Below are 13,895 nucleotides of genomic sequence, written 5' to 3' on the forward strand. Positions count from 1 at the left end.
ATAATGAAATGACGAAGGAAGAAGTATAGGTACTTCTTTCTTTTCTTTTGAATTTAGAGCAAAGTGCTTTCTCTACGGCAGGAATATAATCGTATTTTAGTAAAAAAGTATTATTTTGTTTAGAGAAAATAATATTTCTTTCATTTGTGGACAAACTATTCCTTTGATACGATTAATATAAATGATTCTGCTTCATGTGAGAAAGGAAGGAGAAAATATGAGAAAAATCATTTTAGCATCAGGGTCACCTCGCAGGAAGGAACTGCTTGAGTTAGCGGATGTACCATTTGAAATCATTGTAAGTGAAGTAGAAGAAACGATAGGTGCGTACTCATCACCTTCTGATATTGTTATGTCCCTTGCCCTGCAAAAAGCATCTGCGGTAGCGGAAAATAACTGTGATCATATTGTGTTAGGTGCAGACACAATTGTTACATATGAATCGCGTATTCTTGGAAAGCCATCTAATGAGGCTGAGGCGAAAGAAATGTTGCAATTATTATCAGGGAAAACACATGAAGTGTATACTGGTGTTGCAATTATAACAAAAGACAAAACAGTCACTTTTTACGAGCGTACAGAAGTTACGTTTTGGGAATTAACAGAAGAGGAAATTGACGCATACGTTGCATCAAAAGAGCCTCTTGATAAAGCAGGAAGTTATGGAATTCAAGGTAAAGGATCTATTTTTGTTCAACATATTCAAGGGGACTACTATAGTGTAGTTGGTTTACCGATTTCACGTCTTGTTCGGGAGTTAAAACAATTCAATATTGATGTAACCCATGCGTAAAATTGCATGGGATTTTCTTTGAGAGAACAAATAAAAGGGGTGGAGAAATGAACGGTATTCGTGATGTTGTCAAAGAAGAACAGCCACGGGAGCGTTTATTGTTAGAAGGAGCAGGAAGTTTATCGAATCGGGAGCTTCTTGCGGTGTTACTCAGAACAGGTTCTAAAGAAGAAACAGTTTTAAAGTTATCAGATAAAATTTTACATCACTTTGATGGTTTACGTATGTTGAAAGATGCAACGTTAGAAGAGCTTGTTAGTATACATGGTGTTGGGATTGCAAAGGCAGCCCAGCTTATAGCTGCTTTTGAACTTGGTAGAAGAATGGTACGTTTAGAATATCAAAATAGATACAGCATTCGAAGCCCAGAAGATTGTGCGAGATATATGATGGAAGAAATGCGCTTCCTGCAGCAGGAGCATTTTGTATGTTTATATTTGAACACAAAGAATCAAGTTATACATAGGCAAACGATTTTCATTGGAAGTTTAAACACATCAATTGTACATCCAAGGGAAGTTTTTAAAGAAGCGTTCCGCCGTGCAGCAGCCTCTATCATATGTCTTCATAACCACCCTTCAGGAGACCCCACGCCGAGCCGAGAGGATATTGAAGTAACAAAACGCTTAGTAGAATGTGGCCAGATTATCGGAATTGAAGTGCTTGACCATATTATAATAGGTGACCATAAATTCGTGAGTTTAAAGGAAAAAGGTCATATTTAAGACTATGCTTTTTACTTATTTTGTTTTATAATGTGATTTATGAGTTTTTTGTAGAAATTTATCTACAAGAAGGATAAAGATATAAAAAACGTACTGTTTTTATAATATAAAGTAAGAAAAAATGAGTCCGTGAAAACAAGAAAGGAAGATAAATAATATGTTTGGATTTGGTGGCTTTACTCGCGATCTTGGAATAGATTTAGGAACTGCGAACACGCTTGTATATGTAAAAGGAAAAGGTGTAGTTTTACGTGAACCTTCAGTAGTAGCGTTACAAACTGATACGAAACAAATCGTTGCTGTAGGTAGCGATGCAAAACAAATGATTGGTCGTACACCAGGAAACGTTGTGGCACTTCGCCCGATGAAAGACGGTGTAATTGCTGATTACGAAACGACAGCAACAATGATGAAATACTACATTCAACAAGCTCAAAAATCAAATGGATTCTTCTCACGTAAACCATATGTAATGGTATGTGTACCTTCTGGTATTACAGCTGTAGAAAGACGTGCAGTAATCGATGCGACTCGTCAAGCGGGTGCTCGTGATGCTTATCCAATCGAAGAACCATTTGCAGCAGCAATTGGTGCAAACTTACCTGTTTGGGAACCAACTGGTAGCATGGTTGTTGATATCGGTGGTGGTACAACAGAAGTTGCAATCATTTCTTTAGGTGGTATTGTAACAAGTCAATCAGTTCGTGTTGCTGGTGATGATATGGACGATTCAATCATTCAGTACATTAAGAAAAGCTACAACTTAATGATTGGTGAAAGAACAGCTGAAGCATTAAAATTAGAAATCGGTTCTGCAGGCGAGCCAGAAGGTATCGAGCCTATGGAAATTCGCGGTCGTGATTTAGTAAGTGGTTTACCAAAAACAGTACTAATTCAGCCCGAAGAAATTGCAGATGCATTAAAAGATACAGTAGATGCAATTGTAGAATCTGTTAAAAATACGTTAGAGAAAACTCCACCTGAATTAGCGGCAGATATTATGGACCGTGGTATCGTATTAACAGGTGGCGGAGCATTACTACGTAACTTAGATAAAGTGATTAGTGAAGAAACAAATATGCCAGTTCTTGTTGCAGAAGACCCATTAGATTGCGTAGCAATTGGAACGGGTAAAGCATTAGACAATATCGACCTTTTCAAAACTGCTGCTCGATAATATTGCAAAATAAAAATCAATGAAATTAAGAGGGTGTGAACGTGCCACAGTTTTTCTTAAACAAAAGATTAATTGTTTTGTTAGTTAGTATTATTCTTCTCGTGGCATTGATTGGAATCTCATTGAAAGAACGGAACAGTTTAACATGGCCAGAGCAGTTTGTTAAAGACACTGTCGGTGTTGTAGAACGTGTATTCCAAAAGCCAGCGAAATACGTAGCTGGATTCTTCGAAAATGTAGAGGATGTAAAGCGCACGTATGAAGAGAATAAAGAATTAAAAGCAAAATTAGATAATTATGCAGGTCTATCAGGGAAAGTAAAACAATTAGAAGATGATAACAAGAAGTTACAAGAGTTAACGGGTAAAAAAGAGTTGAATAGCCAATATACTGAAATTCCATCTACTGTTGTTTCTCGTAATCCAGACAAATGGTACGATTTAATCGGAATTGATAAAGGAGCACAGCAGGGAATTAAAAAAGATATGGCTGTAGTAACTTCACAAGGTCTAGTTGGACGAGTGAAAAGTGTATCCCAGTTTACATCATCAGTAGAATTGCTAAGCTCTATGAGCCGAACAAATCGTGTTTCTGCTATCGTACAAGGTGATGAGAAAATCTTCGGATTGATTGAAGGTTACGACAAAGAAAAGCACTTACTTCTTTTCACAAAGATTGGCTCTGATGCAGAAGTAAAAAAAGATCAATTAGTTGTAACATCTGGACTTGGTGATATTTTCCCGAAAGGTCTTGTAATTGGAACAATCGTTGATGTTCAGCCAGATCCATACGGCTTAACAAAAACAGCTTATGTAAAACCGGCCGCTGACTTGAATGACGTAGAGCATATTATGGTTGCTAAACGTGCAACGCCTTCAGCGCCATTAGAATAGGAGGGGGAGAAGAGATGATGAAGATTTTAAAAAGAGCAGCTCTTCCTCTTTTGCTCCTTTTTGTTTTTCTATTTGAAAATATGTTTGCTACTATTGTTCCAACAGAGGTTTTTTGGAAAAACAGTATAGCAGCACCACATTTCTTTATAATTGTGTTATGTTTTATTACTGTGTACTATAGTCCGGTCCAAGGGATTTATTACGGACTCTTATTTGGTTTCTTATTTGATACCGTATACACAGAACTTGTCGGTATATATATATTTGCGTATCCGATCTTAGCTTATTTAGTTTATAGTGTGATGAAGGTACTACAATTGAATTTATTTATTGTTGCTTCTATTGTACTAGCTAGTATTGTAGCACTAGAGTATTATGTGTATGGATTTTTAACTTTGTTAGGACGTACTCATATGTCAGCGTATGTCTTTTTCACAGATCGTCTCCTGTCTACTGTATTGCTAAATGCAATTTTCTTATTGATAGTTTGTTTCCCACTGAGACGATATTTAGTGCGTCTTTCAAAAGCGATGGAAGAAAAAGAAAAAAGGATTTTCTAATTTTATGTCGAATTGAATCGGTGGGGTGAACTTTAGTGGAAGAAAAAAAGCAACAAAATGTAACAATAAAAGGGACAAAAGATGGAATAACGCTTCATTTAGATGATTGTTGTTCATTCTCTGAATTACTGGAGGAATTGGATGAAAAGCTTTCTACACATTACTATGATGGTGATGGGCGCTCTTTAATTGAAGTGCATGTGAAAGTGGGGAATCGTTATTTAACAGAAGTCCAACAAGAAGAGATTCGTACGTTAATTCGTAATAAAAAGAATCTTGTTGTGGATTCAATTGAAAGTGATGTTATAACGAAAGCAGAAGCAATAGCTTGGAAAGAAGAAACAGAAATTGTCCCTATTTCCAAAATTGTTCGCTCTGGACAAGTTTTACATGTAAAAGGAAATTTATTGTTAATTGGAGATGTTAATCCAGGCGGAACGGTTATCGCTGGGGGGAATATTTTTGTCGTAGGATCATTAAGAGGAATTGCACATGCTGGGTATTATGGGGATTCGGATGCTGTAATCGCTGCATCTGATATGAACCCGATGCAACTTCGAATTAGTGATGTGGCAATGCGGGCTCCGGAAGAGAAAGAAGACGGAGCGGAGGCGGCAGAATGTGCGTATATTAATGAGAACAATCACATTGTTGTCGATCGACTGCAACTTCTCACTCATCTTAGACCTAATTTAACAAAGTTAGAAAGGGGAATTGTATAGCTGTGGGAGAGGCAATAGTAATTACATCTGGAAAAGGCGGAGTAGGTAAAACTACAACGTCTGCGAACATTGGTACAGCCCTAGCGTTATCTGGAAAGAAAGTGTGTTTAATTGACACAGATATCGGTCTTCGAAACTTAGACGTAGTAATGGGGCTGGAAAATCGTATTGTATTTGATCTTGTTGATGTCGTTGAAGGGCGTTGCCGTTTACCTCAGGCGCTTATTAAAGATAAGCGTTTTGATGATCTTTATTTATTACCTGCAGCACAAACGAGTGATAAATCAGCGGTAACACCTGAACAAATGGATGAATTAATACAAGTATTACGTCAAGATTATGATTACATATTAATTGATTGTCCTGCGGGGATTGAGCAGGGATTTAAAAACGCGGTAGCTGGTGCGGATAAAGCAATCGTTGTTACGACGCCAGAAGTATCCTCAATGCGCGATGCGGATCGTATTATCGGGCTTTTAGAAAAAGAGGATATTGAACCACCAAAACTTGTTATTAATCGTGTGCGTAGTCATATGCTTCATGAACAGGATATGTTAGATGTTGATGAAATCGTACGTACATTGTCAATCGAGCTTCTTGGTGTTGTTGAGGATGATGATGAAGTTATTCGTGCTACAAATACAGGTGAGCCTGTAGCGTTGCAACCGAGCGGAAAAGCAGCGTTAGCTTATCGTAATATTGCAAGACGCTTGTTGGGTGAGAATGTACCATTGCAAGCATTTGAACAAGAAAAGGTATCGGTATTTACAAAGATGAAAAACTTCTTTGGAATCCGTTAAAAGCACTTCGCACATATGCGAAGTGCTTTCTTTTTTCTTCACACGAATATCTTTCTTTCTTAGCTCATACATATGTACAAACTGTATACAACTGTTTCTAATTTAATTAGCTTAACGAAAGAAAGGAGACAGTATGAAGAATAGACGTGTAGAAGAAATTAAAAAACGGATTGCGAAAAGGAAGGCAGAGCAAGAAAGGATGGAGGAAGAGCAGTATTTTGCTGGAGGGAATTTTGATAGTGAAACAGTATTTATTGAAGATGGAGAAAAGGAAATTCATCCTTTATTTCGAAAAGAAGTATTTTTCTTCAAAGTTTTGTTATCAGCAATATTAGTTCTTTCTGTCGCTATTTTATATAAGAATGCACCCTCTTCTTTCGACGGTGCTAAAGCTGTTACAGAAAAAGTGATGAAAGAAGAATTTCAGTTTGCTACTGTGGCGAAATGGTACGAAAAGCAGTTTGGAAAACCGCTCGTATTTTATTCACCTACTGAGAAAAAAGAAGGAACCATTCAGCAAAAAGATTATGCAATTCCTGCTTCCGGAAAGGTAATGCAAGGGTTTCAAAAAAATGGCCAAGGTGTATTTGTTCAAACAGCTACTAATGCAACTGTTGAGTCAGTGAATGAAGGGCTAGTTGTTTTTGCAGGAAAGAAAGAGGAACTTGGTAATACAGTTCAAATTCAGCATGCAGATGGAACGGAATCGTGGTATGCGAATTTAAATGACATGTCAGTGAAATTATATGATTACGTTTCAAAGAAACAAAAAATTGGAACGGTGAATAATGATGCAAATAATAAAAATGGTAAGTTTTATTTCGCGATAAAAAAGAATGAAAAATTTATTGACCCGATTCAGGTGATTTCATTTGATTAAATATAGAGAAGTTTTAACGAAGATTTCAGTGCATCCGTTGTTTTGGGTTATTATTGTCATTGGTATTTTTACGGCACGTTTTAAAGAGTTACTACTGTTATTTTGTATCGTTCTTATCCATGAACTTGGGCATGCCTTTGCGGCGGCACACTACAATTGGCGTATTAAAAAGATTCAACTTTTACCGTTTGGCGGTGTGGCTGAGCTTGAGGAACATGGGAATAAGTCATTGAAAGAGGAACTCGTTGTCGTAATTGCAGGGCCTATACAACATATTTGGATGATGGCAGTAGGTTATATAGTGTTTGAAGCTGGTTGGCTGGGTGCGGATTTATATTATTTCTTTATATGGAATAATATAATTATTTTAGCATTTAATTTACTGCCTATTTGGCCGCTTGATGGCGGGAAAGTATTGTTTAACGTATTATCATATCGTTTTCCTTATTTACAAGCACATGAAAAGATGATGAAATTATCATGTGTTTTTTTTAGTGTAATACTAGTGTGGCAGTTACTTTGGAATAGTAACAATATTATGATGTGGGTACTACTCATATTTTTAGCGGTGTCGTTATATCAAGAGTGGAAACAAAAACAGTATGCCTTTATGCGTTTTTTATTAGAACGTTATTATGGGAATAAAAGAGGAATTGAAAAGATTGCACCTATTGAAGTGCAATCAGAAGATCGTTTATATACGATCTTCACAAAATTTCGTAGAGGGTATAAGCACTCTATTATCGTACATGGAAAATATAAAGAACATTACACATTGGATGAAAATGAATTACTCTATGCGTATTTTACTGAAAAACGAACAACTTCATCTGTTGAAGAATTAATCGGTTAGTGTTGACGATAGCACTAACCTTTTATTATTGTAAAAGCAAAGAAGATTATAAAGTGAGGAAAGAATTTTGAAAACGTTATATATGAACTACGCAGGATCGGAAAAACGCGTTGCAATTGAAGAGAAGAAAAAAATTGTTGAGTTTTTATGGAAACGAAATGAAGAACAAGAGATTGTTGGGCATATTTATGTCGGACGTATTGTAAGAACGATAGCTGGAATGAATGCAGCATTTGTAAACATCGGTTTAGAAAAACATGCGTACCTTTCATATGATGATGTACCATCTTCCTATCGTATACATGAAGGGCAAGCGGTGCTCGTACAAGTTGTGAAAGAGGCAATTGATACGAAAGGGCCGAAATTGACAGCAAACATAGAATTTACCGGGAAATATGTCGTTTATATGCCATATGATGAAATGCGTGCAGTTTCTCGAAAGATAAAAAATAATAAAAGAAAGCAACAGCTACTCCAAATTGAGGTAGAAGGGACAGGAGGGTACATTTTCCGCTCTGCTTCTGAAAAAGGAGAAATTGAAGAAGTACAAGCTGAAATGCAAAGGTTACAGCAGTTATATGAAGAGTTAAAAAGAAAAGAGGGGCAAGGAAAGGCACCGTTACTACTTCATCGACCGGCGACCTTTTTAGATCGTGTATTTCAAGAGAATCCAATTGAAACGATTGAAAAAGTAGTTGTAGATACAAGAAGTATAGTGAAAGAATTAGAAGAAAAAGTAGGAAAAGAAAAAGTATCTTTTTATAATGAAAAATCTTCAATGTTTAACCATTTTGGAATAGAGCGTGAGATTGAGAAAGCACTTCAAAAAATTGTGTGGCTCCCGAATGGTGCTTATTTAATTGTGGAACAAATGGAGACGATGACTGTAATTGATGTGAACACGGGAAAGTTTACTGGAAAACAGAATTTACAAGATACAGTCCTTCTTACAAATGAGGCGGCAGCGGAAGAGATTGCACGTCAATTAAGACTGCGTGATATCGGTGGTATGATATTAATTGATTTTATTAATATGAAAAGAAGAGAAGATAAAGAAAAGGTAAGAGAATGTCTCATGGCTGCTATGCAAAATGATCGCACATATACGAGAGTGCTCGGGTTTACAGAGTTAGGGATTTTGGAGATGACACGTAAACGTAAGAAACATTCCTTACGCGACGTATTACTAGAAGAGTGTGTACCGTGCAAAGCGACGGGGTATGTAATGTCAAATGAAACAATTGCGTATGAATTAGAGAGAGAGCTAATTACATATGGCGATATAGAGGATGAGGCAGTATTAATCGCTGCACCTAAAGAATTACAAAAACAATTTATGCAAAAAGAATTACAAAAAAATATTCCATTTGAAATTTATTTCAAAGATGATATGATCGAAAAGTACGCCATTATCCGTTTTGGAAGCAAAAAAGAAATTGTAGAACGGAAAAAATAGTTAGCAGAACATTTATTGACAACCGTCTATGATTCATGATAACATCTTTATGTTATAGTTTATAGCACCTAAACGGCTATATGCTACAACCGCACAAAACAGGTTCCCTAAAGACATTTATGTCTACCTCGTTTTTGGCGAGTCTTAGTAATTAAGAGGAGGTGCAAGTATGTACGCAATTATCGAAACAGGTGGAAAACAAATTAAAGTTGAAGCTGGTCAAGCAATCTACATTGAAAAATTAGATGTTGAAGCTGGTGAAACTGTTACTTTTGACAAAGTTCTTTTCGTTGGTGGCGAAAACGTTAAAGTTGGTAGCCCAGTTGTAGAAGGTGCAACAGTTACTGCGAAAGTTGAAAAACAAGGTCGCGCTAAGAAAATCATCGTTTTCAAATACAAAGCGAAAAAGAACAATCGTAAGAAACAAGGTCATCGTCAACCTTACACTAAGCTAGTTGTTGAAGCTATCAACGCTTAATCCAGGTTAACATGATTAAAATTACGATAAGTCGCACGAAATTAGGAAGTATCCAATCATTTAAAATGACTGGACATGCCAATTATGCGCCACATGGACAAGATCTTGTCTGTGCAGCAACTACAGCGGTTGTGTTTGGTTCTATAAATGCAGTGGAAGAACTTTGTAATGTGCAGGCAACTATTGAACTCGGAAGTGATGGCGGATTCTTAACGTATGAATTGCCTAATGATTTAGACGTTCATGCAGCAGAAAAAGCACAAACGCTTTTAGAAGGATTGGTTGTTTCGCTTAAGACGATCGAACTTGATTACGGAAAGTATATCCGTTTAATAGAAAAAGTGCAGGAGGTGTAACGTATGTTAAGATTAGATCTTCAGTTTTTCGCATCTAAGAAAGGTGTAGGTAGTACAAAGAACGGTCGTGACTCTCAGTCAAAACGTCTTGGTGCTAAACGCGCAGATGGTCAAACGGTTTCAGGTGGTTCAATTCTTTACCGTCAACGCGGTACAAAAATTTATCCAGGTGTTAACGTTGGTCGTGGTGGCGATGACACTTTATACGCGAAAGTTGACGGCGTAGTACGCTTTGAGCGTCTTGGCCGTGACCGCAAACAAGTGAGCGTATATCCTGTTGCTCAAGAAGCATAAGAACTCACGGAAAACTCTAACCTGAGTGCAGGTTAGAGTTTTTCTATATTAAGGGGTATCTAAATGAATGAAAAATGGACAATTATAGATGCGTTGCGTCATTCAAGACATGATTGGCTCAATCGTATGCAGATGGTGAAAGGAAACCTTTCCCTTGGAAAAGTGGAAGAGATTCATAGTCTCATCGATCGTTTTGTCCAAGAAGCGAGACAAGAATCCAATCTGATAGGGCTATCAATGCCTTTATTTTCAGAGTGGATTTTAACATATAATTGGAAACAGCAGCCGTGCTTATTGGAGTACGAAGTATTAGGGAAATTACATAACTTATCTCACTTAGATGAGACTGTATGTACATGGACGAATCAATTTTTCTCAATGCTTCAGCATAGTTTAGACGTATATGTTGAAAATTATGTTTGTATCACAATTGAATGTGACGCGGAGAATGCTCGTTTCTTTTTTGATTTTCGTGGTAAGCTAACGAGTGTAGAAGAACTACAGAATTGGCTTGCGACCCAAAACAATAAATGGTATTCCATTTCTTATACAGTACGAGACGAAGAAGTCTCAGTTATATTACAACCAATTGAAAAAAGTGTGGTGAAATAATGTTTGTAGATCAGGTCAAGATATATGTAAAAGGCGGCGACGGTGGTAACGGAATGGTTGCGTATCGTCGTGAGAAGTATGTACCTAAAGGTGGCCCAGCAGGTGGCGACGGTGGTAAAGGTGCAGATGTTGTTTTCGTTGTTGAGGAAGGCTTACGTACATTAATGGACTTCCGCTACCAACGTCATTTCAAAGCTGATCGTGGTCAGCACGGAATGAGTAAAGGTCAGCACGGTCGTAAATCTGAAGATTTAATCGTAAAGGTTCCACCAGGAACAATAGTAAAAGATGAAAAAACAGGACAAATTCTTGCCGATTTAGTAACGCATGAGCAAACAGCTGTAATCGCAAGAGGTGGTCGTGGTGGCCGTGGTAACTCACGTTTCGCAACAGCAACGAATCCAGCGCCAGAAATCGCTGAGAACGGGGAACCAGGTCAAGAACGTGATGTCATTCTAGAACTTAAAGTACTAGCAGATGTTGGACTTGTTGGATTCCCAAGTGTAGGTAAATCTACATTATTATCTGTTGTATCATCAGCGCGTCCGAAAATTGCAGAGTATCACTTTACAACAATCGTTCCAAATCTTGGTGTTGTTGAAACGGGTGATAACCGCAGCTTCGTTATGGCTGACCTTCCTGGACTAATTGAAGGCGCACATGCTGGCGTCGGACTTGGACACCAATTCTTACGTCATATTGAACGTACACGTGTAATCGTACACGTTATTGATATGTCTGGTTTAGAAGGCCGTGAACCATATGAAGATTACGTAACAATCAATAATGAATTAAAAGAATACAATATGCGTTTAACAGAGCGTCCACAAGTTGTTGTTGCAAACAAAATGGATATGCCAGATGCAGAAGAAAATTTACAAGCATTTAAAGAGAAAGTGGGAGACGAAGTAAAAATCTTCCCAATCTCAGCTGTAACGAAACAAGGTGTTCGTGACTTACTATTTGAAGTAGCGAACTTACTAGAAACAACACCAGAATTCCCAATGTACGATGTTGTCGAAGAGTCTGAAACAAGTGTAATGTACAAATTTGATGCTGAAAGTCTTAAATTTGAAATTACACGTGAAAGTGACGGCACGTTTGTTATTTCTGGTTATGATATTGAGAAGACATTCAAAATGACAGACTTCTCACGTGATGAATCTATACGTCGTTTCGCTCGCCAAATGCGCGGAATGGGTATTGATGAAGCGCTTCGTGCACGTGGTGCAAAAGATGGAGATATTGTAAAAATTCTTGAATATGAATTTGAATTTATCGACTAAGACTGCCGAAATATGGCAGTCTTTTTTTTATGTAAATGTCTGATTCATATAGGAAAAAATACCCACTAATTAAATTTTCAATTTATAATAGAACAAGGAGTGGTGTTGGAAGAATTTTTTTATGGGGAGAAAACGAACATGTATAAAATATTAATTGTAGAAGACGATGAAAAAATAGCTGGAATATTAGAGGAGCATTTAGAAAGGTATGGATATCAATCATTTAGAGCAAGTGATTTACGCCATATAAAAGATGAATTCGTGAAAATAAATCCTCATCTCGTATTACTGGATATTAATTTACCATACTTTGATGGGTTTTATTGGTGTCGTCAAATTCGTACAGTATCGAATGCGCCGATTATTTTTGTTTCTGCAAGAACAGGGGAAATGGATCAAGTAATGGCGATCGAAAATGGCGGAGATGATTACATTACGAAGCCGTTCCATTTAGATATCGTAATGGCAAAGGTGAAAAGTGCACTTCGCCGTGGCTATGGTGAGTATGCCTCTGTTGCTGAGAGTGATTGTTTAGGTGTAAATGGACTGTTGTTATTCCCGTCACAACACATTGTTGAGTGGCAGGGACAACAAACGGAGCTGACAAAAAATGAATTTTACTTATTAGAGTGTTTAATGAAACAAGCAAATCAATATGTAACGCGCGAAGAACTGTTAGAAGCCCTGTGGGATGAGGTAGCTTTTGTTGATGATAATACCTTAACCGTTAATGTAAAACGCGTAAGGAAGAAACTAGAGGAGCTAGGCATTAAGAATGCAATTGTAACGAAACGTGGATATGGTTATGCGCTTCTTACAGAGTGGGGCGAAGGGCATGAAGGTTAAAAATTACCTCATGGACCGCTTTTCTTTACTTCTTTCTTATATTGTTAGCCTTTGTTTATTTGGGCTTGTACTGCAGTTGCAAAGTCTTTTAGAAAAGCGATCCATTGATTGGAGTACGTGGTTATATGGGCTTTTATTAGGGACAGTTGTATTTACTGTATACCTCATTTACGATTATCGAAAACGAAGTGTGTTTTTAAAAAGAATTGAAAAATATGTTGCCAGCGGAAATACATTACACGATTCTTTACTTATTGATACTTCTTATACGTCAGAGCAAGAGATGGTCGTTGAATCATTTACGCTATTAAGACAGCAATATATGAATGAAATTCATAAACAACACGCGAAAGAACAACAGCAAATGATATTTATGAACCAGTGGATTCATCAAATGAAAACACCAGTATCGGTTATAGAATTACTATTACAGAAGTTTGGTAAAGAGCATCGTGAAGCAAGAGCAACAGTTGAAAGTATTCGTGAAGAAAATAACCGTATACTAAATGGTTTAGATTTAGCGTTACATATGGCAAGGTTAGAGCAATTTGCGAAAGATTATAAAGTAGAAGTAGTAAATGTGGTAGATATTATTCGAGGTATTATTAATGAAAATAGAAAGTCGTTCATTCAATCGTCTGTATTTCCAAAAGTAATGTTTGAAGAAGATACTTGTATGGTTGCATCTGATAGAAAATGGCTCAGTATTGCTATAGGGCAAATTGTTGTAAATGCAATTAAGTATACAAAAATTTCAGAAGTAGAGAAAAAGGAAATTCAATTTCAAATTGAAGAGAAAGATCAAAAGGTGTTACTACATATTAAGGACAATGGAATTGGTATTCCAGAGCAAGATGTAAAGCGAGTATTTGATCCGTTCTTTACAGGAATAAATGGCCGCAAAACGAGAGAAGCGACTGGAATGGGTTTATATATTACAAAGGAAATTTGTGATAATTTACACCACGGTATTTATGTGCAATCGGCTGAAGGAGAAGGGTCAACATTCACGTTCCAATTTGCAAAAGATGAAGAATATCATACATTAATGAGAAAAATGACAAAACTGTAAGATAACAAAACGTTTTGTAAGGGAAATCACTCGTTTCTATTTCTTATTTTTCTTATAGTAAATGTAAGAAGAAAACGCATAGGGGGATTAGA

At 36.9% G+C, this 13,895-nt stretch carries 17 protein-coding genes and 1 other annotated feature; all 17 genes read left to right on the forward strand.

What is annotated here, in order from left to right:
- Positions 1-217 precede the first annotated feature (217 nt).
- The 17 genes from ACXVYO_RS20120 to ACXVYO_RS20200 all read left to right on the forward strand — a co-directional run bounded on the left by ACXVYO_RS20120 (position 218) and on the right by ACXVYO_RS20200 (position 13,803).
- Positions 218-793 carry a Maf family protein gene (locus ACXVYO_RS20120; RefSeq protein WP_458468316.1) on the forward strand — a complete coding sequence of 192 codons (576 nt, stop codon included), beginning with the start codon at positions 218-220 and terminating at the stop codon, positions 791-793.
- Positions 794-840: 47 nt separating this feature from the next.
- On the forward strand, positions 841-1,518 hold the full coding sequence (gene radC, locus ACXVYO_RS20125; RefSeq protein ID WP_001013378.1) for a DNA repair protein RadC: 678 nt from the start codon (positions 841-843) through the stop codon (positions 1,516-1,518).
- Between the two features lie 157 nt (positions 1,519-1,675).
- The gene (gene mreB, locus ACXVYO_RS20130) at positions 1,676-2,695 is read left to right on the forward strand and encodes a cell shape-determining protein MreB (protein ID WP_000466737.1); all 1,020 of its coding nucleotides are present in this window, start codon (positions 1,676-1,678) and stop codon (positions 2,693-2,695) included.
- A gap of 41 nt (positions 2,696-2,736) precedes the next feature.
- Positions 2,737-3,588: a rod shape-determining protein MreC gene (mreC, locus tag ACXVYO_RS20135; RefSeq protein ID WP_458468317.1), complete on the forward strand. Its 852-nt coding sequence runs from the start codon at positions 2,737-2,739 to the stop codon at positions 3,586-3,588.
- A 14-nt stretch (positions 3,589-3,602) separates the two neighbouring features.
- On the forward strand, positions 3,603-4,148 hold the full coding sequence (gene mreD / locus ACXVYO_RS20140) for a rod shape-determining protein MreD (RefSeq protein WP_458468318.1): 546 nt from the start codon (positions 3,603-3,605) through the stop codon (positions 4,146-4,148).
- A 35-nt stretch (positions 4,149-4,183) separates the two neighbouring features.
- Positions 4,184-4,870, forward strand: coding sequence for a septum site-determining protein MinC (gene minC, locus ACXVYO_RS20145; protein ID WP_000391511.1), 687 nt, complete (start codon positions 4,184-4,186; stop codon positions 4,868-4,870).
- Between the two features lie 2 nt (positions 4,871-4,872).
- Entirely contained in the window at positions 4,873-5,670 is a 798-nt protein-coding gene (gene minD / locus ACXVYO_RS20150) for a septum site-determining protein MinD (RefSeq protein WP_000503310.1), read from the forward strand.
- 133 nt (positions 5,671-5,803) lie between these two features.
- Positions 5,804-6,550: a stage IV sporulation protein SpoIVFA gene (spoIVFA, locus tag ACXVYO_RS20155; RefSeq protein ID WP_144612403.1), complete on the forward strand. Its 747-nt coding sequence runs from the start codon at positions 5,804-5,806 to the stop codon at positions 6,548-6,550.
- Positions 6,543-7,403 (forward strand): stage IV sporulation intramembrane metalloprotease SpoIVFB, encoded by an 861-nt coding sequence (gene spoIVFB / locus ACXVYO_RS20160; protein ID WP_097818280.1) that lies wholly within the window; start codon positions 6,543-6,545, stop codon positions 7,401-7,403. Before spoIVFA ends, spoIVFB begins: the two co-directional genes overlap by 8 nt.
- A gap of 67 nt (positions 7,404-7,470) precedes the next feature.
- The gene (locus ACXVYO_RS20165; protein WP_458468319.1) at positions 7,471-8,859 is read left to right on the forward strand and encodes an Rne/Rng family ribonuclease; all 1,389 of its coding nucleotides are present in this window, start codon (positions 7,471-7,473) and stop codon (positions 8,857-8,859) included.
- Positions 8,860-8,936: 77 nt separating this feature from the next.
- Positions 8,937-9,014, forward strand: a sequence feature (ribosomal protein L21 leader region).
- Between the two features lie 14 nt (positions 9,015-9,028).
- Positions 9,029-9,337 (forward strand): 50S ribosomal protein L21, encoded by a 309-nt coding sequence (gene rplU, locus ACXVYO_RS20170; protein ID WP_000270907.1) that lies wholly within the window; start codon positions 9,029-9,031, stop codon positions 9,335-9,337.
- An 11-nt stretch (positions 9,338-9,348) separates the two neighbouring features.
- A complete protein-coding gene (locus ACXVYO_RS20175) occupies positions 9,349-9,693 on the forward strand; it encodes a ribosomal-processing cysteine protease Prp (RefSeq protein WP_048565744.1) in 345 nt (114 codons plus the stop codon).
- A 3-nt stretch (positions 9,694-9,696) separates the two neighbouring features.
- The gene (gene rpmA, locus ACXVYO_RS20180) at positions 9,697-9,987 is read left to right on the forward strand and encodes a 50S ribosomal protein L27 (RefSeq protein ID WP_000944957.1); all 291 of its coding nucleotides are present in this window, start codon (positions 9,697-9,699) and stop codon (positions 9,985-9,987) included.
- A gap of 63 nt (positions 9,988-10,050) precedes the next feature.
- The gene (locus ACXVYO_RS20185; protein WP_061677164.1) at positions 10,051-10,599 is read left to right on the forward strand and encodes a sporulation initiation phosphotransferase B; all 549 of its coding nucleotides are present in this window, start codon (positions 10,051-10,053) and stop codon (positions 10,597-10,599) included.
- Complete coding sequence (gene obgE / locus ACXVYO_RS20190) at positions 10,599-11,885, forward strand: GTPase ObgE (protein WP_458468320.1); 1,287 nt, start codon at positions 10,599-10,601, stop codon at positions 11,883-11,885. The genes ACXVYO_RS20185 and obgE overlap by 1 nt, the downstream gene beginning before the upstream one ends.
- 138 nt (positions 11,886-12,023) lie before the next feature.
- Complete coding sequence (locus ACXVYO_RS20195; protein WP_063261314.1) at positions 12,024-12,731, forward strand: response regulator transcription factor; 708 nt, start codon at positions 12,024-12,026, stop codon at positions 12,729-12,731.
- Positions 12,721-13,803 carry a HAMP domain-containing histidine kinase gene (locus ACXVYO_RS20200; RefSeq protein ID WP_458468321.1) on the forward strand — a complete coding sequence of 361 codons (1,083 nt, stop codon included), beginning with the start codon at positions 12,721-12,723 and terminating at the stop codon, positions 13,801-13,803. Before ACXVYO_RS20195 ends, ACXVYO_RS20200 begins: the two co-directional genes overlap by 11 nt.
- Positions 13,804-13,895: the final 92 nt, after the last annotated feature.

The organism is Bacillus sp. BC08 (assembly GCF_054326875.1).